The following is a 26,113-nucleotide window of genomic DNA, read 5'->3' as shown; positions in this document are numbered from 1 at the left end:
AGTGCAGCGCGGGGCTCAATAGGGGAAGGTTCCGACGTTCTTTTCGTTCCACATCGGACGCCAGATGACATGCCCCAGCGCCTGGCTAACGCTGTCGACTTGATCATCATGGCGAGAGTTCGGAAACGCGAACAGTTCGGCTTCCAAATCGGCGAGCCATGACTCGTTTTCGGGAAAATGAATGAAGCCTGCCTCGATCTTCCCAGTCTGAACCGACATTCTTGTCACCTTGTCGCGATCGGACTTGACCGCAATCGCCGGAATACCGTGTTCACATAGCTCCGGAACGAGAGCCGTGCCGACACCCGCGTCTTCGATCATTACGCTACTTATTCCTGGCCAGTTGTTGAACAGCTTGATCGCGCGCGCTTTCAGCTCCGGATAGTTGAGCCGGTCGCGAAAGACGTGCAGCAGATAGTAGTGCCCATTGTCAGCGACAAACCACGTTGTACAAACCGAGTAGTCGTTCTGACCACCGGCTTTTGACGCCGTGTCCCAGCTTTGGATGATCGTTCCCTCTTCGCCATCGATATCATCAAGATGATAGCGCTTAATCCACGAGCGCTTGATCATGTTGCCGCCTGGCGGCACCGGCTCCTGTTGATATTGCGCCGCGAAGATGTCGGTGCCCATGCTACGGCGGAGCGTGTCGAGCTCGATCTTCGACTCTCGCTCGGGGTGCAGCAGGTCGCCGATGTAGCGATGATGGTAACGGCGTTTACCAATTGGGATCGTCTCTTCCGCCATTGCGATCGCCGGCAGGATGAGGGCCGGGACTCCTTCCGCAATAAGCTTCCCGCTGAGATCGTCTTGATGGATGCGTTGTCCGATCAGGACGATCTTGCCGGTCTTCTTGTTATTAAGTCGCGACAGCAATGTGCTGGCGAACCAGCGATTGACGCTCTCCCGCGTTTTCTCCGAAAGCGCATCTTCTGGCTTCATCGAGTCGTCAACAGCAATAACGTCGGCGCCCCGCCCCGTGATCGTGCCGCCGACCGAGACGGAAAGACGACCTCCGCCCTGCGTCGTTGCAACCTCTGCCTCAGTGTTCTTGAACGAAGAAATCAGAAACAGCGGAAAAAGGTCGCGGTACCAACGACTCGTGACGATACGCCGGAAGTCGTTGGAGAATTTATGCGCGAGTTCGCTACTATAACTTACGCAGATGATCTGAACCGTCGGGTCGCGACCAAGCAGAAAAGCTGGGAGTGCGACCGATGCAATGACTGATTTGAGCGATCGCGGCGGCGCGTTGATGACAAGGCGATTGTTGTCGCCATCGATCAGGCCCATCAGCGCATAACAGATCGCGTCGAGATGCCAATTGGCTTGAAGGACGACACCTGGATTGAGTGTGTAGAAGACCTTCTCGACGAACGAAATAAAGTCGGTGCGTAAAATCGCCTGGACATCGCCTTGGCGAAGAAGGCGTTTATCGATCATTGCTTGCCGCCTTCACCGCCCATCCGCTTCAAGAAGCCGGCGATGATCTTGAGATCCTCCTCAACAACGGGGACCTTCTCTGATGGGTGGTCGGGAGGATCATGGCGCTCCTGGAAGTTCGCGAGAAAGGCCAACGCCTTCATGTCACCGCTAAAAGCCTTCTTGATGATGCTGTGAGCTAGCGCTTCTGCGCGCGATATCTTCTTGCGCCGGCCGTTCTCTGTGATGGTGATCTTGCCGTGCAGAAGCTTCTTGACGATTGCCGCAAAGCCGAGAGCGCCCTTCGGACGCCCGGTTGGGTTGCCGCTTTGACCAGGTTTGAAACGGGTGCGGTTTGAGGCCTCGCTCATGACGCATCCTCCAGCGACTTGGCGGCCGCGTCGATCGCTTGTTTCTCGACTGCGCCGAAGGTCTCGCCGGTCGTCTCCAGAATGGCATCGCGGCCCGTGTAGGCTTGCCAGCGGCGGATAATCACGTCGGCATACTGCGGATCGATTTCTATCGCGTAGGCGCGTCGCCCGGTCTTTTCGGCGGCGATGATGGTCGTTCCGGAGCCGACGAACGGATCGAGCACCGCTTCACCTCGCGCCGTGCAGTCGAGCAGAACATCCGCGATCATCTCGACAGGTTTGACGGTTGGATGCAGGTCGAGTTCTTCGCGCCGTTCGCTCTTAAAAGCATTGACGCCGGCGTAGCGCCAGACGTTCGTGCGCGAGCGGCCATGTTGACCGAGCTCGAACGTGTTCGTGTGCGAGGCTGTGCCCTTCTTGAAGATCAATACCAATTCGTGCTGGGAACGATAGAAGGTCCCCATGCCGGCATTCGACTTGACCCAGACGCAGGGTTTTTGAACGTCCCGATCACCTCACGTCCGATGCGCTCAAGCAACGCCGAATGGCGCCAGTCCATAAACAAATAAGCCAAGCCGCCGTCAGCCAGCGTCGAGGAGACCTGCGTCAGCGCCGTGCGCAAGAAAGCCGCGAATTCGGCCTCCGACATCTCGCCGGAGGCCATCGCGAACTCGCGGTGCTGCGAGTTGCGACGCGCAAAGGTGCCGATGCGGACGTTGTAGGGCGGATCGCTGACGACGACGCGCGCCAGAGCCCCTCTCATCAAACGGACGTAAGAAGCAGGATCGCGTGCATCGCCGACCAGCAAGCGGTGCTTGCCAAGCGTCCAGACTTGCCCAATCGCCGAAATGGGCAGATCGTCCTTCTCCGGAACCTCGTCGTCGGCAGCGCCGCTACCGCCATTCGAATGCGAGGCGACTACGTCGTCGATCTCCGCAATGTCAAAACCTGTAAGCGATAGGTCGAGATCCGTCCCCTCGACTTCAATGGCGAGTTCGTCGAGCTCCCAAGCAAGCATCTCCCAATCCCAGCCGGCGTCGACTGCGATGCGGTTGGCTGCAAGAACGTAAATGCGCTTCTCAGTCGCAGTCAGGTGATCGATGCGCACAGTTGGGATCGACTTGAGGCCTAGGTTTTTTGCTGCCTGCAGTCGGGCGTTCCCGCTCATGACATTGCCATTCTCATCGACAATGATCGGCTCGTTGAAGCCCAGACGTTTGACAACTGCTTCTAGCTTCTTGATCTGCGCCGCGCTTTGCGTGCGCGGATTGCGAGCGTTTGGCGTCAATCGCGACGGCGAGACATACTCAATTTGGTGATAGTTCTTCTCGAGCTTGCGGTCGATGCGACGCTGCTTCAGCGTTGGCGACTGATCGTCGCTTTCGTCTGCATCGGGCGCAGCATGGGTTTTGCCGCGTGCAGGCTTGCTAATTTTCATCTTCATGATGAGGCTCCTGTGAGAACGGAGCCCATATCAATAATCAGAAATTCTATTCGCGCATCAAGTCGTTCACGCAGGCAATTGTGGCAGAGCGCGGTCCACGCCGCGAGCGGGGTCCCGAGCGTGGTCTCCGTATTCCGGCGCGTTCCAGGGCACGCTGGACCTTGGAAGCGCTGATCGCTGGCATGTGCTCGCGCACGCGCCAGTGAAGTTCTTTCAATGATGGCAGCTTGAGAGCGCCAACATGCGCGAAATCGAAGACGGTAGCCTTCTCAAGTGCTTCTGGCAGCTTGCTTTGAATGCCAGTGTCGCTGACAAGCAATCGCCAGAGACCATAGCGGTTGTCAGGATCAACGAACGCGACGACGAGCGACAGAATCTTTCGCTCCTCATCCGTCAAATCGTTATTCGGCGACAACCGCCTCGCGAACGTAATGCCGCGAACGATAGAGCCGCCCGGCATGACAACCGTTCCGCTTGCATCGCAGGTCTGGCCGTCCAACGACAATGGATCGAGCGCTACGCGCTCTCCGTCGATCGAGCCCTCCACTTCCGTTAGCTCGCCATACACGCCCAGACGCAAACCATCGCTGTCAGCCTCTGTCAGTACCGTGAAGGCGTACGAGGTCCTGTCGGATAAAAACGTCTGTCGCATCGTGATGGAAAATCGGTCACCCGAGAAAGAGCGAGCGCTAGTCGCCTTCACCGCAAGTTCGAGTAGCGAAATCGCATCGGCTACCCCGGTCGCTCGGCAAGCATGAAGACGCAGTTGCCTGCTACCGTCGCGTGAAGCCAGGTTCAGCGGCTCGTCATCGAATGTTGGCGCGGCACGTTGCATCGCAGCTTACCCCGGCAACTCGGCTCGATCGTTTCATCATTCGCGCATCGCTCGATCAAGCAGCGATTGCTCCTCATCACGAAGCGAACGGGGGATAACTCGCTACGGTGCGATCGCCGCACCGGGGGATCGGGGGAAGCAAGCGCAGAGTGCCGAGTGCGCATCGCAGCGATCTGTCTTGATAACATCCTGTTAGCGCCGTTCGCGGTCCTGTTCCGATTGCACGTGCTTAAGCGAAATTCTGTCGATTTTCCGGCAGCTTGCTGCGTCGACCCGCAGCTTAAAAGCCAATTTTCTGGATCGAGGCCTGTATTTTCCCTGAAAACCAGGGCCGAGCCCGCAGAGACGCGTTGGCGTTCTGGTGCGTGCACCACCAATCATTCGAGGCTTGAAAGTCGACCTAAGCAAGGATGCTTTCAACCAGCTCGTCGATCGAGACTTTGAAGTAGTCCGGCTTCAGAAGCCCCTCCCGATTGAGCATCACGGTGCCGTGCAGGCCGATCCAAATCCGCAAAGCTCTGAGTTCGCGATTGGGCCCCAGCGTCAGAGCGTCAGCCAGAACACCAAAGCTTTCGCGCGCAGCAATCTTTACGGTATCATCCTCCGCCGCCGCACCTACCAGACCCGATGCGAACATCAGGTCGTATAGCCCTGGGCGCGTCGTGCTGAACTGGATGTAGGCTTTGGCGATCGCAAGAGTGGCGGCTTTTCCGGTCACCCCTCGTGTCGATTTCCTCAGCGCGTCGATGAATATCCGAAAGCTTTCGCTCGCGACCGCGGCCAGCAGCTGATCCTTGTCGCCGAAGTGCCGGTACGGGGCAGATTGCGAGACGCCGAGTTCACGCGCCAGCGCCGCCAAACTGACAACGTTGGTTCCGGCTTGGTCAATCTGCGCGAGCGCAAGATCGAGCAATGCCTTGCGCAGATCGCCGTGATGATAGTCGCTCGCGCGTTTCGTTGCAGTTCGCTGTTTCACGCAGTCATCGTAAGCACCGCTTAGCAGGCAGGCAACCGGCTGCGCGGGCTCCACCGTTCCGGTCAGCACCTGCACTGGTTCGGCCTTCACGAACTCGATTCGACACTCTGCCGAGAATGTATTACTATAGTACATTCTTCACGGAGTGTTGTGATGAATTCTGTAGGACGCCTCGTTGTCGCACGGCCGGCCGTATCCATCGGATGGATCATGCTTGCTTTGATGTCTTCCGCTGTCGCGATTGCGTCGTATCGCTACCTGATCGACTTCGGGCCAGTGCCCCCCGCGATTGCAGCGAACAAGTTCAAACATCCGTGGCTCGTGCTGCACGCCGCCAGCGCCGCAACGGCTCTGCTCGTCGGACCAATTCAGTTTGTGTCGCGTTTGCGCGCGACGCGGCCCAAGCTGCATCGCTGGTTGGGGCGCATCTACGTTGTTTGTTGTATCGCAGGCGGTGTCACGGGCTTGGTGCTCGCATTGGGCGCGAGCACTGGTCCGGTATCGGTGCTTGGGTTCGGACTCCTCGCGGTCGCATGGACGGTGTCGACCGTGATTGCATGGCGCGCCGCTGTCGAAAGGCGTTTTGTTCAGCACCAAGCGTGGATGATCCGGTCGTTCGCTCTCACCTGCGCGGCGTTGACGCTCCGCGTCTACATCCCGTCGCTCGAGCTATTGCCAGTGTCGTTCGAGACCGGATACCGAGTTATCTCATTCGCCTGCTGGGTACCAAATGTATTGATAGCGGAGCTTTTACTGAGCGATTGGTTCAAGAACCTACGAGCGCAATCGCGCCGAACCGCTGCGAAGCCGTAACGGCGCGCTAGTTGCTGTTCACTTCACATTTGCTGTTAGCCGGATAGGTCGGTGGCTTCGCCCAATCGTTAGACGGAACGGACGCAAAAGAGCCGGTGAAGACTTGCTTGCGCACTTCAACGCTCGTGGGGCGATTCGAACCCTTGGCAAAGTTGACGATCCAAAAATAGTCGAAATTGTCGCCGCTCCACGTCTCGGGCAGCGTCGTATTGACGTCGAGGTTAAACAGCTGGCGCAGCGTGATCTTGTCGTTAGGGAACTGTTTCTCCAAGGCCAGATCGGCGATGTGGTGATGTTCCCAGACCATGACGACCGTCTTTCCGTCCCAGGCTGGGTTGGCCAGGACATCGCGGACTGCTTCCTGCGTTCGCTGATTGAGGATCGCGGTCGTCTGCGCGGCCGTTTGTCCGCGCATTGGTAGCACCGAATACAAGATGACCGGCATGTTCCAACTGCGCGCCGATGGGCTAACGAGTTCGAGCGTGTGCAGCGTAATTGCGATAAACGCATCGGGCTTACTGCCACCGCTGAATAGCGATTGCTCGGCGCCCTTGCCGAGATACTGCGCTGCCAGAGCCAACGAGCGCTGAACGCCGACTTGGCAGAGCCGATAAGCGTCCTGCTTCTCGCCATGCCGCAGGATTATGATTTGTTCAGGCGTTGCGGCGGCAGCGGAAATGAAGCTGCCTATCGCCATGGTGGCCAAGAGAAGCTTAGCGAACGACCTGCGCAGCATGTGATGCCCTCAAGATTTCGCTAAGGATTAAAACCGTTTCTTGCTAACGACGGCTTAAGAGGGACCAAGGCCGACCGTCATAAAACGAAGGCTACTTGCCGCGGAATTCCGGCTTCCGCCGCTGCAGGAATGCGTTGATGCCTTCCCACGCGTCGTCCGAGCGCGCGATGCCGGCAAGAGTCTGCGCTTCGTCTTCCATCTGCGCCTCGACGCCTTGTACGCGCGTACGCAGCATCAGTTGCTTGATGCCGCCGATGGCGAGTGGCGCAGCTTTCGCCAATACCTGCGCGGCGGCTTCGGCATCCTGCATCAACGCCGCTTCGTCGGTGACGACATCGACGAGCCCGGCCTTTGCGGCCTCTTCGGCACTCAGAACTTCCGACAACATCAGGAAGCGCTTCGCGCGCGAAAGGCCCATGCGCTGCGTCAACGTGACGGTCGAGCCGCTATCCGGGCTGAAACCGATTTGCGCGAAACCGGAGCCGAACTTCACGTTGCGTGCCGCGTAGACGAGATCGCATGCCGCGACGAACGAGACGCTGCCGCCGCCGACCGCGCCGTGCACAGCCGCGATGACCGGCGCGCGCATGCGCATCAGCCGCACGATGGCGGAATGAAAATCCGCCGTCCACGCTTTGACGATGGTCGACAGTGCCGCGCGGTCTTTCGCGAATGTCTTGATGTCACCGCCGACGCTGAAAGCGCGGCCGCGCGCGGTGAGCAACACGACGCGCACGTTGTCGTTCTCGCTCAGTGTGATCGCGACTTCTTTCAATTCGCGGCTCGACGTCGCATCGACCGGGTTGCCGCGCTCGGGCTGATTGAGCACAAGGCGCGCGATGCCGCCATCGATCGTCAGTTCGAGCGTGGAATAATCGGACATGCGAACCTCACCCGGCCATCGAGAGACCACCCGACACGCTGATGACTTGGCCGGTGCAATATGCCGCGTCGTCGCTGGCGAAGAATGCGATCGCGCCCGGCAGATCGTCCGGCGCGCCGATGCGGCCGAGCGGGATCGCGCGGCGGAACGACTCCATCAGCTTCTCGGGGTTGCCCGCGCCTTGCAGGAATTCGTTGAAGAGATTCGTACCGGTCGGTCCCGGGCAGACGACGTTGAGCGTGATGCCGTGACGTGCGTGTTCGCGTGACAGCGTCTTGGTGAAGCCGAGCATCGCCGACTTGCACGCCGCATAAACGGCTTCGCCGGTTGAGCCGACGCGCGCAGCGTCCGACGCGATGTTGACAACGCGGCCATAGCGCCGCTCGACCATGCCGGGCAGCACCGCATGATGCATATTGAGCGGACCGTAGAGATTGATCGCGATCAGACGATCCCACTCGCTCATCTCAGTTTTGAGAAACGGCTTGAAGATGTCGAAGCCCGCATTGTTGACGAGGATCGACGTCGGTCCGAGCGAAGACTCGATAGCTTTGACGGCGGCGTCGACGGCTTTGCGGTCCGTGATGTCGCAGGCGAACGCCTCGGCTTGGCCACCCGCAGTCTTGATCTCGTCAGCAATCTTGCGCGCGCCGGCTTCGTCGCGATCGCACACCGCAACGCGCGCGCCTTCGGCCGCGAAACGGCGGCATGTCGCCGAACCGATTCCGCCTGCGCCACCCGTGATGATCGCAACTTTGCCTTCGAACCTTGTCATCGGACATTCCTTCAATCGTACAAAAGAAAGAGGCCGCGTTTGTCGCGCGGCCTCCGTGATACTCGCGATTACTTCGCGGCGTCTTGCTTGGCGTATTCGGCCGACTGTTCTTTCACGACCTTCCACACTTCGTCCGTGAAGCCGGCGATCCACTGGGTTTCCGGAACCCACTTGGTGCCGTCCCACATCTCGATGCGGGTCTTGCCACCGCCACCATGATCCTTCGCGGTCACGGTCATCGGCGCCATCAAGCCGTTGGCATCGAAGTCTTTTATGCTCTCGAGGCCGGCCTTCATCTTTTCCGGCGTCAACGGCCAGCCGCCTTGCTTGAGCGCGAGGCGCGCGCCTTCGAACGCGATCGCATACATCGCGAGCCCAGTGTTGTAGTAAACGTCATCGAGATGCTTGCGATCGCCGGCGCCTTTGCCCTTGTCGTAAACCTCTTTGATGATTTCTTGGAAGATCGGGTGGCCTTGTCCGCCGGCGACGTTGGTGCCGCGCTTCAATCCCTTCGCGGCGTCCGGCCCGATATTCTTGATGTCGACTTCGTTGAACCAATTCACCGCGATGTATTTGTCGATCGGAATTCCGTTACGCTTCATCTCGCGCGACGCGATGACGTGCATGTTGGCGAGACTCCACGAGATGATCCAGTCCGGATTAAAGCGGCGCATCTGCGTCCAGGCCGAAGCCTGATCGTTGCCCGGCAGCGGATACGGGAACAGCTGGAGATCGAAGCCTTCCTTCGCGGCAATCGTCTTCAGGATGCCGATCGGCTCCTGGCCGAACGGATAATCGACATAGAGAAAGGCAATCTTCTTGCCCTTCAGGCTGCCGCCCGACTTGATCTTGATGTATTCGACGTCGTTCGCGGCTTGCCCCCAATAGGTCGGACCGACCGGGAAGACGTTCTTGAACACTTCGCCGTCAACCGCGTCGCCGCGGCCGGCGAGCGATTGCATCATGATGTTGCCGTCCTTGGTGATGCGCGGCAACACGGCGCGCGATACCGGCGTCGACAGAAAGTCGAACACCATGACGCCTTCACGCTTGAGCTTCTCGTAGCACTCGATGCCGCGCTGCGGCTCGTTGCCGTGATCCTGCACGATCACTTCGATCTGCTTGCCTTCGATGCCGCCCTTGGTGTTCAGCAGCGTCGCGTAGTCGCGCGCGGCTTGCGCCACTTGCGGCGTCACGAAGGAGTAAACCTTCGTGATGTCGTAGCAGAGTGCGAACTTTACGGTCTCCTGCGCGGCGGCCGGTATCAATCCGGCGGCCGTCAGCGCCGCTGCAGCGGCGAGCGTCGATAGTTTGAGTTTCATCCTCTTCCTCCCTCGCGATTGTTCGCGATCGTTTCGTTTTTAGTTTCGCTGCGTCAGGTCAACCACCGCTTGCGACGGCGGTAATGCTTGATGTCGTGGAAGTTCTTCGCCTTGGTCCCACCCAGATAAAACTCCTGGATGTCGGGATTCTTCTTCAGCGCCTCGGCGCTATCATGCATGACGATGCGGCCGCTCTCAATCAGATAGCCGTGCGAGACGATTTCGAGCGCCGCGACCGCGTTCTGCTCGACGAGGAGGACCGAAAGGCCCTCTTCCTTGTTGATGCTGCGGATGATTTGGAAAATCTCCGCGACGAGAAACGGCGCGAGGCCGAGGCTCGGCTCGTCGAGCATGAGCAGCTTTGGCTGCGTCATCAAGGCGCGGCCGATGGCCAGCATCTGTTGCTCACCACCCGAGAGATATCCGGCCTGAGACGTGCGGCGTTCATAGAGGCGCGGGAAGTAAGTGTAGACGCGCTCCTTATTACGCGCGACATCGTGCCGGCTGCGGATCGCGGAGGCGGCGATCAAATTTTCATCCGGCGTCAAATGCTCGAAGACCCGACGGCCCTCTAGCACATGCGCAACACCGAGGCGCACGCGCTCCTGCGGCGGCAGCGCGCGCAGATCGTGATCGAGAAACCTCACATCGCCGCGACGCACTTCACCGCGCTCCGCCGCAAGCAGCCCGCTGATCGATTTAAGCGTTGTGCTCTTGCCGGCGCCGTTGGCGCCGAGCAGCGCGACCATGCCGCCTTGCGGCACGTGCAGCGACACACCTTTGATCGCGAGCGAGACGAAGTCGTAAACGACTTCGATGTTGTTAAGTGTGAGGACATTGTCGGCCATGGCGCTACTTCTTCACGTAACCGAAGGGCCAGACGAGGAGGTAGTCGCGGACATTGCTGTAGATCTTGCCGAGACCGAGCGGCTCGATCAGCAAGAACAAGATGATCAACACGCCGTAGAGCGCGTGCGGCAGATGTGCCAGCGTCTCGATGCCGAGCGCGAAGCCAAATTTGGCGGCGAGCCATGCGATCAAAGAGTTCATCAAGCCGGGCATCAGCAGAATGAACGCTGCGCCAAAGTAGCTGCCGATGATCGAGCCAAGGCCGCCGACGATCACCATCGCGAGCGCCTGGATCGAAACGTCGACCGAAAACTGCTCCGGCGTCACCGCATGATAGAAGCAAAAGATCAGGATCGCGCCGGTGACGCCGCCGATGAACGACGACGTCGCAAACGCGATGAGCTTGAAGCGGAAGCTATTCACGCCGATCACGGCCGCCGCGTAATCCTTCTCACGCACGGCGACGAGCGCGCGGCCGAGCGCGGTTCGCCGCAAGTTCAGCATGAAAAGCGTGACGAGCAGACACCACGCCAATGCGACGTAGTACTGCCCGACGTCACTCCGGATCGGATAGCCAAGGAGGCGCAACGCCGGCGCCTGCAGCGTAGCCTGCGTGCCGCCGGAGATCGCCGGCACATGCGAGATCGTCCAATCCATGACGAACTGCAACGCGAGCGTCGACAGCGCGAGATAGAGCCCTTTGACGCGCAGCGACGCGAAGGCGAAGACGAGGCCGATGACAGCCGCAGTTGTCCCGCCGAGAATGATCGAGATTTCCCACGGCACGCCGAAACGCGTCGCATGCACGGTGGCATAAGCGCCGATGCCCATCACGGCGGCGTATCCTAGATGAAACTGCCCCGCCCAACCGATGATGAGATTGAGCCCGAGCGTCGCGGCGGTCCAGATCAGCCACGGTAGAATAAAGCTCGAAAGATAGAGCGAGTTGACGAGATATGGCGCCGCGATTGCGAAAGCGAGCAGGCTGCCGATCATGATGCGATCGGCCGGGATCGGAAACAGCGCGCGCGTGCCCGCGTAGTTCGTGTGATAGATGCCGGATTGGCGGAACAGCATCAGACGCGCTCGATGTCATGCCGGCCGAAGAGGCCGTGCGGGCGAACCAGGATCGTGAGGATCAGCATCGCGGCATCGACGAGTTCGCGGCTCGCGCCGCCGACAAGCGGGTCGAGATAAGCCGAGCCGACACCTTCGACGACGCCGAGCAGAATGCCGGCAAGCAGAGCGCCGCCGATACTATCGAGGCCGCCGAGCACCGCGACCGTGATGCATTTGAGCAGCAACAACGCGAGTGATTGGTCGACGCCTTGCACCGATCCCCACAGGACGCCCGCGATTGTCGCAACGACGGCGGCCATGGCCCACGAGAGCGCGACGCCACGCTCGACTGAAATGCCGACCGACCATGCGGCCGTATAGTCGTCCGAGATCGCGCGCAGCACGGTGCCGATGCGCGTGCGGAAGAAGAGCACGAACAGCGCGAACATCACAACCGCAATGCCGGCGCCGACCGCGTAAGCACGGTTGATCAACAGTGGGCCGAGAAACAGCGGCGAGTCGTCGATGCCGAGATTGATCGGGCGTGCCGTGCCGCCCCACACCGTCATCGCGCCGGCGCGCAGGAAAATGTCGAGGCCGAGCGTCATCATCAAGATCATCACGATCGGGCGGCCAGCGAGGCGGCGCAGCGCGAAGCGTTCGATCGCGATGCCGACGAAGAACATCGTGATGATCGCGAGTGGGATCGCAACCCAAATCGGAAGGCCGAGCCCCGCATAAGCGAGCACGATATACGCGCCGAGCATCACCATCGCGCCCTGCGCGAGGTTCGGCACCGACGACGATTTGTAGATCAGCACGATGCCGATCGCGACCAGCGCATACATCAAGCCGACGAGTGCGCCGTTGACGGCGGATTCGAGCAGGAGATTGAGATCCATCGTTCAAGCCTCCTGCACGGCGAGCGTGCGTTCGATGGTGCCGGTCTCGCCGGTCTCGTAAGTGATCTGCGCTCGCATGAGCACTTGGCTCTGCCGACCATAGATCGCATCGATAATCGGCTTGTAACGTTCCTCGACGACGTTGCGGCGGATCTTGCGCGTGCGTGTGATTTCGCCGTCGTCGGCGTCGAATTCTTTATGAAGGCAGACAAACTGTTTGAGCTGCAGGCCTTCCGGCAACGTGCGGTTCACGTGGCGCACCGCGTCCGCAATCAGCGCGTTGACCTGATCGTTCTGCGCAAGATCCGCGTAGGACATGTAGGAAATGCCGCGTTGTTCGGCCCATAGGCCGACGGCGTCTTTGTCGATGCAGACGATGGCGGCGAGCCGGTCGCGATCTTTGCCGAGCACGGCCGCATCTTTGACATAGGGGCTGAACTTCAAACGGTTCTCGATGTAGTTCGGAATGTAGCGCTCACCCTTCGCGGTGTGCACGACTTCCGACACGCGGCCGAGCACGACGAGATGTCCGTCCGGCTCGAGATACCCGGCGTCGCCCGTGTGCAGCCAGCCGTCGCGTAGCGCTTCCTTGCTCGACGTCTCGTTCTTAAAATACCCTGCGAAGACACTGCCGGACTTCACCAGGATCTCGCCGTCGTCGTTGATCTTCATTTCGACGCCCGGCAAAGCTCGCCCGACCGTGTGGAGCTGAACTTCGTCGACGCTCTGCATCGCGTTGTAAGCACTCGTCTCGGTCTGTCCGTAAAGCTGACGCAGCTTGATGCCGAGCGCGCGATAAAAAACGAAAGTGTCTTCGCCCATCGCCTCGCCGCCCGTGAAAGCGCCGCGCAGACGCGTAAGGCCGAATTGATCCTTGATAGGCCCGCGCACGATCCATTCGCCGATCGGCTGCAGAATGCGCTCGCGCAATGTCGCTTGACCGCCTTCGAGTTTGCGCTTCTCGGACGCGATCGCGGCCTTCATGAAATAATTGTAGATCGAGCGTTTCGCCCAAGTGGAATCTTCCATCCGCACTTGGATCGTGGTGAGCAAATTGTCCCAGCTACGCGGCGCCGCGAGATAGAATGTCGGCGCGGTTTCGCGGAGGTTTGTGAGGACGGTTTCCTGCCGCTCCGGAATGTTGATCTCGAAGGCAAGGGGAATGCCGGCGCCCAGCGTGATGGCGAAATCGCCGACCCATGCCATCGGAAGATACGCCAGCACGACTTCGCCGAAATCGAAAGCTTTCGCCTTGTAAGCGGCGGCAACGCCGGAGAGAAAGTTGCGGTGCGACAGCACAACGCCTTTCGGCTTTCCGGTGCTGCCGGAGGAATGCACGAATACGGCTGGCCCGTCAGGGCGCGCGCGGTTGATCAGTTCGTCGCGCAGCGGCGCGTCACCGGAAACGCGCGCACGACCACGCGTTTCGAGATCGTCCCATGCGATAAGTCCGGGTTGCTGGTAAGCGCGCAAGCCGCGCACGTCATCGTAGATGATGTGTTCGATCGACGCGCCTTTCGCGCGCAGCTCGAGGATCTTGTCGACCTGTTCCTGGTCCTCGGCGAGCGCGAAGCGGACATTGGCTTCTTCGACGAAATGCTGAATTTCGTCGAGTGTCGCGTCCGGATAAGCCGGCATCGCGTATCCGTCGAGCGCACCGGCCGCGAGCATGCCCATGTAAAGCCGTGGACTATTGTCGCCGAGGACAAGCATCGTGTCGCCGGCCGCAAAGCCGAGTTCTTCAAGGCCTGCGGCGCAACCGAGCACGCTTTCGAGCATCTCGGCCCACGTCGTCTGTTGCCAAATGCCCTTCGCCTTCTCGCGCATGGCGATGCGGTTCGGAAACACTTCTGCATTGCGCGCAAGCACGCGAATGAGTGTCGAGTCGGTCTCGAACTTCCACGCTCCGTCAGTGCGCCGCATGCGCACCTCCGATATAGGCCTCGACGACGCGAGGATCGGCAATGACGTCGGACGGTTTGCCGCTGCCGATCATGGAGCCGTAATTAAGCGCCAGCATTCGGTCGCAGATGCCCGTGATGACATCCATGTGGTGTTCGATCAGCAGCACGGTGACTTTGCGCTCATCCCGCGTGTCGAGGATGAAGCGTGCCATGTACTCTTTCTCTTCCTGGTTCATGCCGGCCATCGGCTCGTCGAGAACGAGGAAGCTCGGCTCTGCTGCCAGCGCGCGCGCAAGTTCGACCCGCTTCTTGAGGCCGATCGGAATGCCGTCGACGAGTTCGTCGCGCACGCTTTCAAGCTGGAGGAAGTCGATGACGTCTTCCACGACAGCGCGGTTCTTCGTTTCTTCCGGACGCGCCAGCCACCAATACAGCGCGGTGCGCGTGACGCTTGGCCGCATGTGGATATGGCGGCCAAGCAGAATGTTGTCGAGAACGCTCATGCCGTTGAACAGCGCGAGGTTTTGAAACGTGCGCGCGACGCCGAGACCCGCGACGCGATGCGGCGCCATGCCGGTGATGTCTCGGCCGTTGAGGATGATGTTGCCGCGCTGCGGCGGGTAAAAGCCCGTGATGGCGTTGACGAGAGTCGTTTTACCGCAGCCGTTCGGGCCGACGAGACCGAAAATCTCGCCGCGGTTGATGTGAACGTCGATCCCGTTCAGTGCTACGACGCCGCCGAAGCGGCGCTCGATGTCTCGGCATTCGAGCACTGGACCGGCGTTGTCACCAGCCACTCGCGCCTCCCCCTCGTTTTTCTTCTGTGACCTGCCCGGGCAGGCAAGGCATTGTTTTTACAGTCAGCCTCAGAAAACTAACGACTGTTAGAATCCAAGGCAAGCAAACTCGCTAGGCAGTTTGGGCTTGCGGCGTAGATTTGATCAGGCGGGCTCGACCACGACGACCACGGCGTTGCGTTCGACCATCGCGCCGGCTTCGCAGTGCAATGCGGCGACGACGCCGTCGACCTTGCTCGCGATGCGAAGCTCCATCTTCATCGATTCCATCACGGCGGCGACATCGCCGGTCTTGACCGCGTCGCCGACCTTGACGTTCACCCGCGTGATCATCCCCATCATCGGCGCACGAAGCTCGCCGCTGCTCTCTGCGGCCGCACTGATGTAGGTGAGATACGGGACCGCCTTGAGCGCAATGGATACACCGCGATGCTGAAGGAAAATCGTTTCGCCGTCGTCGTGGATGCGCACGCTCTCGCGCCGGTCGCCTGTGACGGCAACGAATGTTCCGCCTCCGAGAACGTCGAGCCGAATATCGAAGACGTCATCGCCGACAGCGATCCGCATCATCCCATCGGTTTGGCGCGCACCAAAGCGGATTTCAGCGCTCTTGCCGCCGGCTTCGAGGTGGAGCAGCGGGATGGGCGATAGATCGTCGCCGTCGGACCGCATGTGCCACCCGGTCATCGCCTCCGACTGCCAAGGATTGCTCGCGACGGTCTGGCGTTGCCGCGCCATCCAGGCGTAAGCGCCGATTGCGAATGCAAGGCCATGATCCTCGGCCGAATTTTTGATTAGCGACTGAAGGCGCTCATCGATAAGGCGCGTGTGGAAAGTCGCAGCGCGCGTCTCCGGCAACGCAATCAACGTGCGCAAGAAGGCCTGATTGGTGGTGACGCCGAAGATCGCCGTATCGCCGATCGCTTGGCTGAGCTTATCCAGCGCGGCATCACGCGTTTCGCCCCACACAATCAGCTTCGCGACCATCGAGTCGTAGAATGGCGTGACCTCCGAACCAGTCTCAACGCCTGCCTCGACACGCACACCGTTCGGATATTCGACATAGGAGAGCCTCCCTGTCGACGGCATGAAGTTGTCGGCCGCGTCCTCCGCACAAAGCCGAGCTTCGACCGCATGACCCTGGCAAAAAACATCGCCCTGCACGCCCGGTAGACCTTCGCCGGAAGCCACGCGTAGCATGATCTCGACGATATCGAGCCCGGTGATCATCTCGGTCACCGGGTGCTCGACCTGCAGACGCGGATTGACCTCGAGGAAATAGTAGCTGTCACCGCTGACGATGAACTCGACAGTCCCGACGCCGCGGTAATTGAGGCGTTGCCCGAGCCGCACAGCATCGCCAAGCATCTTGTCGCGCATCGCGGCGGCAAGGTTCGCGGCCGGCGCTTCCTCGATGAGCTTCTGATGCCGCCGCTGCAGCGAGCATTCACGATCGTAGAGATGGATGACGTTGCCACGTCCGTCGCCCGCGATCTGCACTTCGATGTGTCGGCCGCGCTCCACAAGCTTCTCGACGATCAGGCCGGCATTGCCGAACGAACTCTTCGCTTCGCGCATCGCAGAAGCAATCTCTTGATCGATGCCGTCGAGCGTCGTGATCGCGCGCATGCCTTTGCCGCCGCCGCCGGCCGCAGCTTTCAGCATCACCGGAAGGCCAATGTCGCGCACTGTCTTCGCAATCGCTTCGGCGTCTTCGCTCGGCGTCTTGCTGCCCGGAATGGTCGGAACGCCGGCTGCGTCGGCCTCTCGTTTGGCGGAGGCCTTATCGCCGAGCCGCTCGATCGTTTCCGGGGTCGGGCCGATGAAGACGAGGCCCGCTGCTTCGACCGCCCGAGCGAACTCGGCGTTCTCGGCAAGGAAGCCGAAGCCCGGATGGATCGCCTCGGCACCGGTCGCTTTCGCGGCCGCGATCACCTTGTCGATACGCAGATAACTGTCCGACGCCGGCGCGCCGCCGATCAAAACCGACTCGCCAATCGTTTTGACGTGCAGGCCATCTGCATCCGCCGCCGAATGCACGCCGGCAACCGCAACGCCGAGCTCGCGGCACGTGCGTGCGATGCGGCAGGCGATTTCGCCTCTATTCGCGATCAGGATTTTCTTGAACACGTCACATCCTCATCACGCCGGGCATCGTCGCCTGCGCGGGCAAACGGCCGGCAAGGTCGAGCAACAACCCCATTGTCGCCCGCGTTTCCAGCGGGTCGATCACCATGTCGCACCAGGTATTGCGCGCGAAATTGTATGAGTTGGCGAAATTCTCGAAACTCTGTCGTGTCGGCGCGATGTAGGCCTCACGCTCTTCGTCCGACCAAGTCTTTCCTTCGCGCTTGAGCGCTTCGTCGCGTACCATACCGAGCGTGTTGGCGGCTTGATCCGGACCCATGATTGCAGAGCGCCCGCTCGGCCACATCAGCATCGCGTTCGGCTTCATCGGCCGTCCGCACATCGCCATGTAACCGGCGCCATAGGCGCTGCCGGCAATCAGCGTGTATTTCGGCACGTTCGCGCTCGCCATCGCGGTGATCATCTTGGCGCCGTGCTTTGTGATGCCCCCTTCTTCGGCTGAGCGGCCGACCATGAAGCCGGTGACGTCGACCATGAACAGCAACGGAATGTCGCGCTTGCAGCAGAGGTCGATGAAATGCGTCGCCTTCAATGCGCTCTCAGAGAAAAGAACCCCGTTGTTGCACAGAATGCCGATCTCGAAGCCCATGATGCGGGCAAAACCCGTGATCAGCGAGTCACCGTAGAGCGGCTTGAACTCATGAAACTCGCTGTCGTCGACGAGCCGCGCGAGGATGTCGCGATTGTTCGTCGGGATACGCGGATTCTCACTGATCAGGCCGTAGATTTCATTCGGATCGAAACGCGGTTCGCACACCGGAGCCACAGTGCGGCGCTGCGGCGGGATCTCGCCGAGGTTGGCGACGATGTCGCGCGTGATCGCAATAGCGTGGCTGTCGTTCTCGGCGATATGATCGGTCACGCCGCTGATACGGCTGTGCATGTCACCGCCGCCAAGCGCCTCGACGCCGACGACCTCGCGTGTAGCCGCATGGACGAGCTGCGGGCCGCCGAGGAACATCGCGCCTTGATTGCGCACGATGACCGTCTCGTCGCACAGCGCCGGCATATAGGCGCCGCCCGCGGTCGATGGTCCGTGCACGATCGCAATCTGCGGAATGCCTTCCGCCGACATACGCACTTGCTGATAGAAGATCGAGCCGAACTGGCCTTCGTCCGGAAAAATATCCGGCTGCTCCGGCAGGTTCGCGCCGCCTGACTGCACTAGCGTGATGCAGGGCAGGCGATGCTGCCACGCAAAGCGCTGCGCGCGAACATGCTTCTTGCAAGTGATGCCATAATAGGTGCCGCCCTTCACGGTCGCATCGTTGGCAATCACCATGCAGGGCCTGCCCGCAATCGTACCGACGCCCGTGATGATGCTGCCGCCGGCCGGGACGCCGTCGTACATCCCCTCGCCGGCCAGCTGACAGAATTCGAGAAACGGCGAACCTGGATCGATCAGCGCCGCAATCCGCTCGCGCGGCAGCAGTTGCTTGCGCTCTTTGTGAAGCTTGCGCGCCCGCTCCGGCCCGCCGATCGCTGCGGCGGCGCGACGCCGATGCAAGTCGGCAATGCGTTCGCGATACGCCGCGTCGTTGCGGCGAAATTCTTCGCCGGATGTCGTGGCGTCCGATTTTAAGATTGCCATGGGATCGCTAATAGCTGCGCGGCAAGCCCATTACGTGCTCACCGATATAGTTGAGGATCATTTCGCGATTGAGCGGCGCGGTCTTGAGCAGCCGCACCAGCGGATAGAGATCGAAGATGCCGTATTCTTTGGTGAAGCCGTTGCCGCCATGCGTCTGCAGCGCAGCATCAACTGCGGCAATGCCGGCATCCGCCGCTGCGAGTTTGGCCATGTTGGCGAATTCACCGGCCTCGCGGCCTTGATCGAAGATCCACGCAGCCTTAAGCGCCATCAGCGACGCCATCTCGACCTGCGTGCGCGCATTGGCGAGCGGATGCTGGACACCTTGATACGCCCCGATCGGCGTATCCTTGAACACTTTGCGCTCGTTCGCGTAAGTGACTGCGCGATTGAGCGCGTAGCGGCCGAGACCGCAGCAGATCGATGCGACAAGAATGCGCTCGGGGTTGAGGCTTTTGAAAAGAATGCCGAAACCTTTGTCGACTTCACCGACAACATCGTCAGGACCGAGGTCGACGTCGTCGAAGAAGATCTGCCACTGCGTTTCCGGCGCCGGAATGCTGACTGGAATGTACTGACGTTCGACGCCTTTCGATTTGAGATCGACGACGAATAGCGTGAAGCCCTCGGTTTTGCGCTGAACTTCGGTATGCGGCGTCGTGCGCGCGACGACGAGCGCGTAGTCGGAACCGTCCGCGTCGGTGATGAATGTCTTTGCGCCGGAGAGCGCGAAGCGATTGCCGCGCCGCTTGGCGATCGTCTTGGTCTGGATCGTATTACTGCCGGCGTCGGACTCGGTGATTGCGAAGCAGAAGCGTGTCTTGCCGGCGCAAGCATCCGGCAGAAAGCGCTTCTTCTGATCTTCGGTGCCGTGTTTGGCAATGAAGCCAAGGCTCATCGCGGCGCCGACGACGAGGTTCAGCAGCGGAATGCCGTTGTTCGACAATCCTTCGAGAAACAAGTGCATCTCAAGCATGCCCTGACCGGAGCCGCCATACTCTTCCGGCACCATCGTTCCGACGAAGCCGTCGCGCGCGACCTGATCGTACAGCCCCTTTGGAAACTCACGCTTTTCGGCGTGCTCCATCCAGTATTTGCGATCGAATTTCTGCGCGATGGCGTCGCCATAGTCGAGGATTTGGCGTTGCTCGTGCGTGAGGTCAAAATCCATTCACCGAACTCCGGACTTCAGCCCAAAACTGTCCGGCCGCAATCTAACAGGTGTGGAAATTCTAACAAGCGTTAGAATTTATCGGGAACGCCGAAAGCGCGGCAGGCTGATGACGTCATTAACCGGCTCGACGACAAGCTCGACCGGCATATCGAACGTAACATCGCCGGGCTCGCCGCCCGTGTAGGTCGAAATCATCCGTGGACCTTCTTCGAGTTCGACGAGGAGTACGGCATACGGGACATCGCCCTTGAAGGCTGGCCCCGGCGCGCGATGCACCACGCTGAACGAATGAACTTGGCCGCGGCCGCTGGCGGCGCGATGCACGATGCGCTCGCCCCCGCACGCACGGCACAGCGCCTGCTGATAGTACTGAACGTCTCCGCAGTCTTCGCAGTGCTGCAGCAGCAACTTGCCGTCGCGAAGCCCCGCCCACAGCTTTTCGGTGTCTGCGTCTGGCTGCGGCAGCGGTTTACGCGCAGCGTCGGCGAACGTGCTCATAGCGTCTTCTCCGTGCCGAGAACGGTCGTCGCATTGGTCGCGAAGCCCGCGCCGAGACTGTGGACGACGCCGAGCTCCGCGCCAGCGACTTGCCGCTCGCCGCAGACGCCGCGCAGCTGCTGAACGACTTCGTGGAAATGAAACAGCGAGCCCGGCATGCCGGAATGCGCAAACGACAACAGTCCGCCGTGTGTGTTGATCGGAATCCGCCCGCCATAGGTGACTTGGCGATCCTCGACGAAACGCCCGCCTTCGCCTTTCGGACAGAAGCCGAGGTCCTCCAGCATCATGATGACCGTGCCGGTGAAGCAGTCGTAGACGCCGGCCGTATGCATGTCGCGCGCGCCGTAACCCGCCATCGCGTAAGCCTTGCGGCTCGATTCGACGGCGCCGGTCGTCGTCAGCGACGGCATGAGGAAAATGTGCTCGTGCGTGTAGCACTCGCCGCCGCCGAGAATGTAAATCGGCGCTTCGATGTCGAGCGCCTTTGCTTTCTCGGCCGACATCAGCACGAATGCCGCGCCGCCGTCGGAGATCAACGAGCAATCGAGCTTGTGATACGGAGTAGTCACCATGCCTGAACTCAGCACGTCGCCAACCGTGATCGGCTTCGTCTGCTGCGCACCGGGTGTGCGGTTCGCATGCTCGCGATGGATGACGGCGACTTGAGCCAACTGTTCCGGCGTCGTGCCGAATTCTTTCATATGCCGATGCGCCGTCATCGCAAACGTATTGGCGACCGGTATGCCGAAGGGCATTTCGTATTGCTGATCGCGGCTTTCCGTCAGCGAGCGCAGCGCGAGATCAGGCGTCAATCCGGTCATCAAGCTGTCGGCCGCGACGACGAGCACATTCTCGGCGAGCCCCGCCATGATCGCGGCGGCGCCGATGTTGAACATCGTTGCGGCGGTCGCGCCGGAGACCTGCAACGTATTCGAAAATGTCGGCTGGATGCCGAGATATTCGCTAAGTGCGATGCTGAAGCGATGGAACGGTGATGCGAAAGCGTGGCTCGACAGTACGCCATCGATATCGTCCTTCTTCAATCCGGCATCTGCAATGGCTTTGCGCGCCGCATCCGCCGCGAGCCACAACGGACTGCGCCCCGGTACTTTTCCGACCGGCGATAGCCCGATGCCGACGATGGCAACGCGGCCGCGCAGCGAAGATTCGGTCATGTCTCTCCCTTCGCGAGCCGCGCTTCGAGTTCGTGTCGTTGCACTTTGCCGCTCGTCGAGCGTGGAAAATCGTCGAAGCCGATGAAGTGAAATTCACGCGGCCGCTTGTAGCCGGCGAGATCGCGCCGGCAGAGCGCAGCAAGCTCAGCGTCGCTGACAGTCTCGTCACGCAGTGCGACGAAGGCGACCGGCACTTCGCCCCACTTCGCATCCGGCGCGCGGACAACGGCCGCTTCGCTGATGCGCTTGTCCATCAGAAGCACCCGTTCGATCTCGGCCGGATAAACATTCTCGCCGCCGCTTTTGATCATGTATTTGGCGCGATCGACGAAATCGAGCGTGCCGTCTTCGTTGCGGCGCATGACATCGCCCATGTGGAACCAGCCACCGCGAAAGTCGCGCGCATTGGTTTCGTGCGCTTCCCAGTAGCCGGAGAAGAGTGTCGGCCCGCGCATCGCGAGTTCGCCCGGCTGTCCGACTGCAACTTCGTTGTCGTTAGGGTCAACAAGCTTGATCTCGCAGAATGCGCTTTGTCGTTTCGAGAGCCGCGCCGGCGCTTCGCCGATTGGGATCATACCGCGCGTTGCCGGAGGTAATCCGGTTTCCGTAGAACCGAAGCTGTTAAGGTAAGGCGCTTGAAGCAATTCGGTAACGGCCGCGATCGACTTCGACGGCACGAGATCCGCCATCGCGCCGCAAACGCGGATTCCACGTGGGACGATGGGGGTCGCGCGCAATGCATCCGCAATTGCATCGACCATGCCGGGGATCAGCACGAGCCAGCCGATCTTGTGCTCAGCGACGGCGCGCACAATGGGCTCGGCCTGAAATCCATCGACCATCACGACAGTGCCGCCGCGCAACAGCGTTGCGAGCGCGTGATCGGTCGACGCCATATGGAACATCGGCGCCCATGCGACGAAGGCATCGTCGACGTCGATATGGAGTTCCGACGTGAACACCATCGCGCGCGCCACCATTGCGCGATGCGAGACGATGGCGCCTTTCGGCAGCCCTGTTGTGCCACTCGTGTAAAGGATGACGAGCCCGTCTTCCGGCTCCGCGACGATCGGCGTGTCGCGGCGTGTCTGCGCGGCAAGCAAACGTTCGTACGGTTCGCCGAGCTCAAGGCGCGGGATTGCGCTGTCCGGAACATTCGCGGCGAGATCGGCCTCCGCAATCAGCAGCTTCGGCGAGACGAGTTCGACGCAATACGTCAGTTCCTTTCTCGAGAGCCGCCAATTGAGGCATGCCGTGATGACACCGAGATTGGCCGCGGCAAGTTCGATCTCGAGATATTCCGGGCGATTGCGCGACAACAGCGCGACGCGATCGCCACGCTGAAGCCCTTGTGCCGCCAGCATTGCGGTGGTGCGCTTCACGCGCTCGCCGAGTTCTGCGTAGCCGATTACGCGGCCGCGATATTCCACGGCCGGTGCCGAACCTGCGAGCAACGCGCGGGCACGAAACAGCGCGCCGACCGTCGACGACGTGCCGGCTTGTGTGATTGCCGAATCGATCGCTTGGTTCATCGCTTACTTGCAGCCTTCGCGGATCGCCCGTAGAATTTCTAACATCTGTTAGAAACAATGAACAAGCTTGTTTGCGAGGACGTCCATGGCCGATCGTTACGCCGCCTATACGAAGCTCAAACTCGATTATCCGGCGAAGCGCGTGCTGCGCATCACGTTCGATCGGCCCGAAACGTATAATTCGGTGGATGCAGAAACGCACACCCAGCTGACGCATATCTGGCGCGACATCAACGAGGACCCGGATATCAACGCGATCATCGTTACTGGCGCCGGCAAGGCTTTCTCGGCCGGTGGCGATTTTGAACTCATCAAGAGCATCCTCGACAATCCGGTCGCCCGCATGTCGACGTGGAAAGAGGCAAAAGACCTCGTCTACAACGTCATCAACTGCAACAAGCCGATCATTTCGGCGATCAACGGCGTTGCGGTCGGTGCAGGCCTCGTCGTCGGAATTCTGGCCGATGTCTCCATCTGCGGAAAATCCGCAAAGATCGTCGATGGCCACACGCGTCTCGGCGTCGCGGCCGGGGATGTTGCTTGCATCATCTGGCCGTTGCTCTGCGGTCTTGCCAAGGCGAAATACTATCTCCTCACCTGCAAGCCGCTCTCCGGAACCGAAGCGGAGCGCATCGGCCTCGTCTCGCTGTGCGTCGAGGATGACGAGCTGCAGAAGATCGCGCTGGAAACGGCCGTTGATCTTGCGACCGGCGCGCAAAGCGCTATCCGCTGGACGAAGTATTCGCTCAACAACTGGCTGCGCGTGAACGGGCCGCTGTTCGATACGTCGACGGCTTTGGAGATCCTAGGTTTCACGGGCGCGGAAGCCCGCGAAGGCCTCGCATCGCATCTCGAAAAGCGCAAGCCGCAATTCCCGCCGGAGTGCCCGATCTAGCCGGCAACCTGCCGTCGGATCGCGTCAACGGCTTCCGGATTAGCGAGCGCCGAGAGATCGCCCGGGTCCTTATTCTCCAGCACGGCACGCAACACGCGGCGCATGATCTTCATGTTCCGCGTGCGCGGCAGATCGTCGACGAGCAGTACGCGTTCGGGGCGATAGGACGCGCCCATGCCCTTGACCAATGCGGCCGATAGCTCTTCGGTGAGACCGCGCGTGTCGGCACTCGGCATCGGCACGCAAGCGCAAACGATCGCCGACCCCTTTACCGGATGCGGAACGCCAAAGACGGCTGCCTCAGCGAGCTTGCCGGTCCCTATCAAAATCCCTTCAAGTTCCGCCGGCCCCGTGCGTTTGCCTGAAATCTTGATCGTGTCGTCGGATCGGCCGAGCACATAGTAGAGGCCGTCGTTCCCCTGCATGGCGAAGTCGCCGTGGACCCACAGGCCTGGGATCGTGTTCCAATAGCTCTCGACGTAACGCTCGTCGGCCTTCCACAAACTCTTCGTCATGCCGATCGACGGGTTGCGCAAGACAAGCTCGCCGACTTCGCCTTGCGGCACAGCGTTTCCCGACATGTCGACGATATCAGCACCCATGCCGAGCGCGCGGCGCGAGAACGAGCCCGGATTCATCGGATGGTTCGGCGTGCCAATCAGGATGCACCCACCGACCTCGGTGCCGCCCGTGATGTTGATGATCGGCAGTTCCCGCTTGCAGACATGCTCGAAGAACCAGCGCCAAGGGCCTTCGGTCCACGCTTCGCCGCCCGATGTCGTCATCCGCAAACGTGAGAGGTCATAACGCTCGACCTCGTCGCAGTAGCGCATCAGACTGCGGACGATTGTCGGCGATACTCCAAGATACGTGATTTCGTGGTCTTGAATCAGTCGCCAGAAACGTCCGGTGTCGGGAAAGTCTGGCGTTCCTTCGGCAACCAGCAAGCTCGCGCCCGAGATGCTGGGGATGCAGGCGCACATGGCGCCCACCATCCAACCCATATCGCTCATGAAGAAAAAGCGATCCGTCGCTTTGAAATCGCCGCAGATGATGATGTCGCGCGTCACCATCGAGCCGATGAAGCTGACATGCGTCCACACGCAGCCCTTCGGCTCTCCGGTGGTGCCTGATGTATAGAGAAGGATCGCGGGGTCGTCGGCTGCCATCTCTGCCGTCGCGATTGAACCGTTTTGGCCGCTCACAACATCATGCCACCAATGATCGCGGCCTGCGCGCATCGGCGTCTGGATGCCAAGTCCTTCGCGCTCGTACACGATCACATGCTCGACGCTCGGTGCTGTTTCAAGCGCGCTATCGAGTGCAGGCTTTAGTGCAGCCGGCACGCCGCGCCGCCACGTCCCGCTTGCCGTGATGACTGCCTTTGCGCCGCCGTGATTCAGACGCGTCGTGATCGGGCTTGGGCCGAAGCCGGAAAACAGCGGCATGACGATCGCGCCGATCTTGAGGATCGCGAAGAAGGCGACGAACGTTTCGGGAAGATTCGGCATATAGATCGCGACGACGTCGCCACGCTTGATGCCGAGGTTGTCCAACGCTTGCGCCAATCGCCCAACGTCTTCGGCAAACTCGCGATAGGTCAGCGAGCGCTGCTCGCTCGCGTCCTCACCCTCCCAGACGAGAAATGTCTGGTCCCACACCGGCGTATCTCGATGCTTGTCGATGCAATTGAGCACGATGTTCGTCGTGCCGCCGGCGCACCAGCGCGCCCAGGGGAGACCGCGCGAGACGTCGAGCATATGGTCGTAAGGCCGGTAAAAGCGAACGTCGCAGAAGCGAAACACTGCTTCCATCAGCCATGCAGGATCGACATCCGCTTTCGCCAAAAGCGCATCGTAGTCGGATTGATGAGTGGCACGCAGAAAGGCTGTGAGGTTGCTGCTGTCGATCAGCTCCTGCGGCGGCGTCCAGACATAGTTGTTATTGTCGGTCATCAGGTTCACGGAGCGCCACAGGTCATTGACCGCATTTTCTAACACCTGTTAGGT

At 60.5% G+C, this 26,113-nt stretch carries 24 protein-coding genes; 2 read left to right on the top strand and 22 right to left on the bottom strand.

Annotated elements, in window-relative coordinates; translation table 11 throughout:
* Window positions 1-15 precede the first annotated feature (15 nt).
* From terL to GJW30_RS05385, 6 genes are all read right to left on the bottom strand, one after another.
* The gene (gene terL, locus GJW30_RS05405; protein ID WP_096352651.1) at window positions 16-1,443 is read right to left on the bottom strand and encodes a phage terminase large subunit; all 1,428 of its coding nucleotides are present in this window, start codon (window positions 1,441-1,443) and stop codon (window positions 16-18) included.
* Window positions 1,440-1,793, bottom strand: a complete 354-nt coding sequence (locus GJW30_RS05400; RefSeq protein WP_096352648.1) for a DUF5681 domain-containing protein — start codon at window positions 1,791-1,793, stop codon at window positions 1,440-1,442. The genes terL and GJW30_RS05400 overlap by 4 nt, the downstream gene beginning before the upstream one ends.
* Window positions 1,790-2,257 (bottom strand): DNA-methyltransferase, encoded by a 468-nt coding sequence (locus tag GJW30_RS22960; protein WP_245408665.1) that lies wholly within the window; start codon window positions 2,255-2,257, stop codon window positions 1,790-1,792. Before GJW30_RS22960 ends, GJW30_RS05400 begins: the two co-directional genes overlap by 4 nt.
* Window positions 2,218-3,237: a site-specific DNA-methyltransferase gene (locus tag GJW30_RS05395; RefSeq protein ID WP_245408664.1), complete on the bottom strand. Its 1,020-nt coding sequence runs from the start codon at window positions 3,235-3,237 to the stop codon at window positions 2,218-2,220. Before GJW30_RS05395 ends, GJW30_RS22960 begins: the two co-directional genes overlap by 40 nt.
* A gap of 46 nt (window positions 3,238-3,283) precedes the next feature.
* A complete protein-coding gene (locus tag GJW30_RS05390; RefSeq protein WP_096352645.1) occupies window positions 3,284-4,072 on the bottom strand; it encodes a hypothetical protein in 789 nt (262 codons plus the stop codon).
* A gap of 400 nt (window positions 4,073-4,472) precedes the next feature.
* Window positions 4,473-5,123, bottom strand: coding sequence for a TetR/AcrR family transcriptional regulator (locus GJW30_RS05385; RefSeq protein WP_208408044.1), 651 nt, complete (start codon window positions 5,121-5,123; stop codon window positions 4,473-4,475).
* A 78-nt stretch (window positions 5,124-5,201) separates the two neighbouring features.
* Between GJW30_RS05385 and GJW30_RS05380 the strand changes: the two genes are divergently transcribed.
* The gene (locus GJW30_RS05380; RefSeq protein WP_096352640.1) at window positions 5,202-5,861 is read left to right on the top strand and encodes a DUF2306 domain-containing protein; all 660 of its coding nucleotides are present in this window, start codon (window positions 5,202-5,204) and stop codon (window positions 5,859-5,861) included.
* Between the two features lie 7 nt (window positions 5,862-5,868).
* Here the strand turns inward: GJW30_RS05380 and GJW30_RS05375 are convergent, their stop codons facing one another.
* The 15 genes from GJW30_RS05375 to GJW30_RS05305 all read right to left on the bottom strand — a co-directional run bounded on the left by GJW30_RS05375 (window position 5,869) and on the right by GJW30_RS05305 (window position 23,209).
* Window positions 5,869-6,597 (bottom strand): histidine phosphatase family protein, encoded by a 729-nt coding sequence (locus tag GJW30_RS05375; RefSeq protein ID WP_130364759.1) that lies wholly within the window; start codon window positions 6,595-6,597, stop codon window positions 5,869-5,871.
* 91 nt (window positions 6,598-6,688) lie between these two features.
* Window positions 6,689-7,480 carry an enoyl-CoA hydratase/isomerase family protein gene (locus tag GJW30_RS05370; RefSeq protein ID WP_096352634.1) on the bottom strand — a complete coding sequence of 264 codons (792 nt, stop codon included), beginning with the start codon at window positions 7,478-7,480 and terminating at the stop codon, window positions 6,689-6,691.
* Window positions 7,481-7,487: 7 nt separating this feature from the next.
* Entirely contained in the window at window positions 7,488-8,255 is a 768-nt protein-coding gene (locus GJW30_RS05365; RefSeq protein ID WP_096352631.1) for an SDR family NAD(P)-dependent oxidoreductase, read from the bottom strand.
* 68 nt (window positions 8,256-8,323) lie between these two features.
* Window positions 8,324-9,577, bottom strand: coding sequence for an ABC transporter substrate-binding protein (locus tag GJW30_RS05360; RefSeq protein WP_096352628.1), 1,254 nt, complete (start codon window positions 9,575-9,577; stop codon window positions 8,324-8,326).
* Between the two features lie 53 nt (window positions 9,578-9,630).
* Window positions 9,631-10,425, bottom strand: a complete 795-nt coding sequence (locus GJW30_RS05355) for an ABC transporter ATP-binding protein (protein WP_096352625.1) — start codon at window positions 10,423-10,425, stop codon at window positions 9,631-9,633.
* Window positions 10,426-10,429: 4 nt separating this feature from the next.
* Window positions 10,430-11,503, bottom strand: a complete 1,074-nt coding sequence (locus tag GJW30_RS05350) for a branched-chain amino acid ABC transporter permease (RefSeq protein ID WP_096352623.1) — start codon at window positions 11,501-11,503, stop codon at window positions 10,430-10,432.
* The gene (locus GJW30_RS05345) at window positions 11,503-12,387 is read right to left on the bottom strand and encodes a branched-chain amino acid ABC transporter permease (RefSeq protein ID WP_096352620.1); all 885 of its coding nucleotides are present in this window, start codon (window positions 12,385-12,387) and stop codon (window positions 11,503-11,505) included. Before GJW30_RS05345 ends, GJW30_RS05350 begins: the two co-directional genes overlap by 1 nt.
* Window positions 12,388-12,390: 3 nt before the next feature.
* The gene (locus GJW30_RS05340) at window positions 12,391-14,310 is read right to left on the bottom strand and encodes an AMP-dependent synthetase/ligase (protein WP_096358669.1); all 1,920 of its coding nucleotides are present in this window, start codon (window positions 14,308-14,310) and stop codon (window positions 12,391-12,393) included.
* On the bottom strand, window positions 14,297-15,088 hold the full coding sequence (locus GJW30_RS05335) for an ABC transporter ATP-binding protein (protein ID WP_096352617.1): 792 nt from the start codon (window positions 15,086-15,088) through the stop codon (window positions 14,297-14,299). The genes GJW30_RS05340 and GJW30_RS05335 overlap by 14 nt, the downstream gene beginning before the upstream one ends.
* Window positions 15,089-15,232: 144 nt before the next feature.
* Complete coding sequence (locus GJW30_RS05330) at window positions 15,233-17,218, bottom strand: acetyl/propionyl/methylcrotonyl-CoA carboxylase subunit alpha (protein ID WP_096352614.1); 1,986 nt, start codon at window positions 17,216-17,218, stop codon at window positions 15,233-15,235.
* 1 nt (window position 17,219) lies between these two features.
* Window positions 17,220-18,827, bottom strand: coding sequence for an acyl-CoA carboxylase subunit beta (locus tag GJW30_RS05325; RefSeq protein WP_096352611.1), 1,608 nt, complete (start codon window positions 18,825-18,827; stop codon window positions 17,220-17,222).
* A gap of 7 nt (window positions 18,828-18,834) precedes the next feature.
* On the bottom strand, window positions 18,835-19,998 hold the full coding sequence (locus tag GJW30_RS05320; protein ID WP_096352608.1) for an acyl-CoA dehydrogenase family protein: 1,164 nt from the start codon (window positions 19,996-19,998) through the stop codon (window positions 18,835-18,837).
* Between the two features lie 78 nt (window positions 19,999-20,076).
* Window positions 20,077-20,499, bottom strand: coding sequence for a Zn-ribbon domain-containing OB-fold protein (locus GJW30_RS05315; protein WP_096352605.1), 423 nt, complete (start codon window positions 20,497-20,499; stop codon window positions 20,077-20,079).
* Window positions 20,496-21,677: a thiolase C-terminal domain-containing protein gene (locus tag GJW30_RS05310; protein ID WP_096352602.1), complete on the bottom strand. Its 1,182-nt coding sequence runs from the start codon at window positions 21,675-21,677 to the stop codon at window positions 20,496-20,498. Before GJW30_RS05310 ends, GJW30_RS05315 begins: the two co-directional genes overlap by 4 nt.
* Window positions 21,674-23,209, bottom strand: coding sequence for a class I adenylate-forming enzyme family protein (locus GJW30_RS05305; protein ID WP_208408043.1), 1,536 nt, complete (start codon window positions 23,207-23,209; stop codon window positions 21,674-21,676). The genes GJW30_RS05310 and GJW30_RS05305 overlap by 4 nt, the downstream gene beginning before the upstream one ends.
* An 85-nt stretch (window positions 23,210-23,294) precedes the next feature.
* Between GJW30_RS05305 and GJW30_RS05300 the strand changes: the two genes are divergently transcribed.
* Window positions 23,295-24,104: an enoyl-CoA hydratase/isomerase family protein gene (locus GJW30_RS05300; protein WP_096352599.1), complete on the top strand. Its 810-nt coding sequence runs from the start codon at window positions 23,295-23,297 to the stop codon at window positions 24,102-24,104.
* Here the strand turns inward: GJW30_RS05300 and GJW30_RS05295 are convergent.
* Window positions 24,101-26,059, bottom strand: a complete 1,959-nt coding sequence (locus tag GJW30_RS05295; RefSeq protein ID WP_096352596.1) for an AMP-binding protein — start codon at window positions 26,057-26,059, stop codon at window positions 24,101-24,103. The genes GJW30_RS05300 and GJW30_RS05295 overlap by 4 nt on opposite strands.
* Between the last annotated feature and the right edge of the window lie 54 nt (window positions 26,060-26,113).

This window comes from Variibacter gotjawalensis (assembly GCF_002355335.1).
In the GTDB taxonomy this organism is placed as follows: Bacteria; Pseudomonadota; Alphaproteobacteria; order Rhizobiales; family Xanthobacteraceae; genus Variibacter; species Variibacter gotjawalensis.
This window is presented reverse-complemented; position numbering and strand designations above follow the sequence as displayed.

Bases quoted from the DNA above. Each gene is read 5' to 3' on its own strand.
- terL (WP_096352651.1), bottom strand. From the start codon at position 1,443: ATGATCGATAAACGCCTTCTTCGCCAAGGCGATGTCCAGGCGATTTTA.
- GJW30_RS05375 (WP_130364759.1), bottom strand. From the start codon at position 6,597: ATGCTGCGCAGGTCGTTCGCTAAGCTTCTCTTGGCCACCATGGCGATA.
- GJW30_RS05390 (WP_096352645.1), bottom strand. From the start codon at position 4,072: ATGCAACGTGCCGCGCCAACATTCGATGACGAGCCGCTGAACCTGGCT.
- GJW30_RS05350 (WP_096352623.1), bottom strand. From the start codon at position 11,503: ATGCTGTTCCGCCAATCCGGCATCTATCACACGAACTACGCGGGCACG.
- GJW30_RS05315 (WP_096352605.1), bottom strand. From the start codon at position 20,499: ATGAGCACGTTCGCCGACGCTGCGCGTAAACCGCTGCCGCAGCCAGAC.
- GJW30_RS05355 (WP_096352625.1), bottom strand. From the start codon at position 10,425: ATGGCCGACAATGTCCTCACACTTAACAACATCGAAGTCGTTTACGAC.
- GJW30_RS05345 (WP_096352620.1), bottom strand. From the start codon at position 12,387: ATGGATCTCAATCTCCTGCTCGAATCCGCCGTCAACGGCGCACTCGTC.
- GJW30_RS05305 (WP_208408043.1), bottom strand. From the start codon at position 23,209: ATGAACCAAGCGATCGATTCGGCAATCACACAAGCCGGCACGTCGTCG.
- GJW30_RS05325 (WP_096352611.1), bottom strand. From the start codon at position 18,827: ATGGCAATCTTAAAATCGGACGCCACGACATCCGGCGAAGAATTTCGC.
- GJW30_RS05400 (WP_096352648.1), bottom strand. From the start codon at position 1,793: ATGAGCGAGGCCTCAAACCGCACCCGTTTCAAACCTGGTCAAAGCGGC.
- GJW30_RS05360 (WP_096352628.1), bottom strand. From the start codon at position 9,577: ATGAAACTCAAACTATCGACGCTCGCCGCTGCAGCGGCGCTGACGGCC.
- GJW30_RS05295 (WP_096352596.1), bottom strand. From the start codon at position 26,059: ATGACCGACAATAACAACTATGTCTGGACGCCGCCGCAGGAGCTGATC.
- GJW30_RS05395 (WP_245408664.1), bottom strand. From the start codon at position 3,237: ATGAAGATGAAAATTAGCAAGCCTGCACGCGGCAAAACCCATGCTGCG.
- GJW30_RS05380 (WP_096352640.1), top strand. From the start codon at position 5,202: ATGAATTCTGTAGGACGCCTCGTTGTCGCACGGCCGGCCGTATCCATC.
- GJW30_RS05370 (WP_096352634.1), bottom strand. From the start codon at position 7,480: ATGTCCGATTATTCCACGCTCGAACTGACGATCGATGGCGGCATCGCG.
- GJW30_RS05340 (WP_096358669.1), bottom strand. From the start codon at position 14,310: ATGCGGCGCACTGACGGAGCGTGGAAGTTCGAGACCGACTCGACACTC.
- GJW30_RS22960 (WP_245408665.1), bottom strand. From the start codon at position 2,257: ATGGGGACCTTCTATCGTTCCCAGCACGAATTGGTATTGATCTTCAAG.
- GJW30_RS05300 (WP_096352599.1), top strand. From the start codon at position 23,295: ATGGCCGATCGTTACGCCGCCTATACGAAGCTCAAACTCGATTATCCG.
- GJW30_RS05320 (WP_096352608.1), bottom strand. From the start codon at position 19,998: ATGGATTTTGACCTCACGCACGAGCAACGCCAAATCCTCGACTATGGC.
- GJW30_RS05310 (WP_096352602.1), bottom strand. From the start codon at position 21,677: ATGACCGAATCTTCGCTGCGCGGCCGCGTTGCCATCGTCGGCATCGGG.
- GJW30_RS05365 (WP_096352631.1), bottom strand. From the start codon at position 8,255: ATGACAAGGTTCGAAGGCAAAGTTGCGATCATCACGGGTGGCGCAGGC.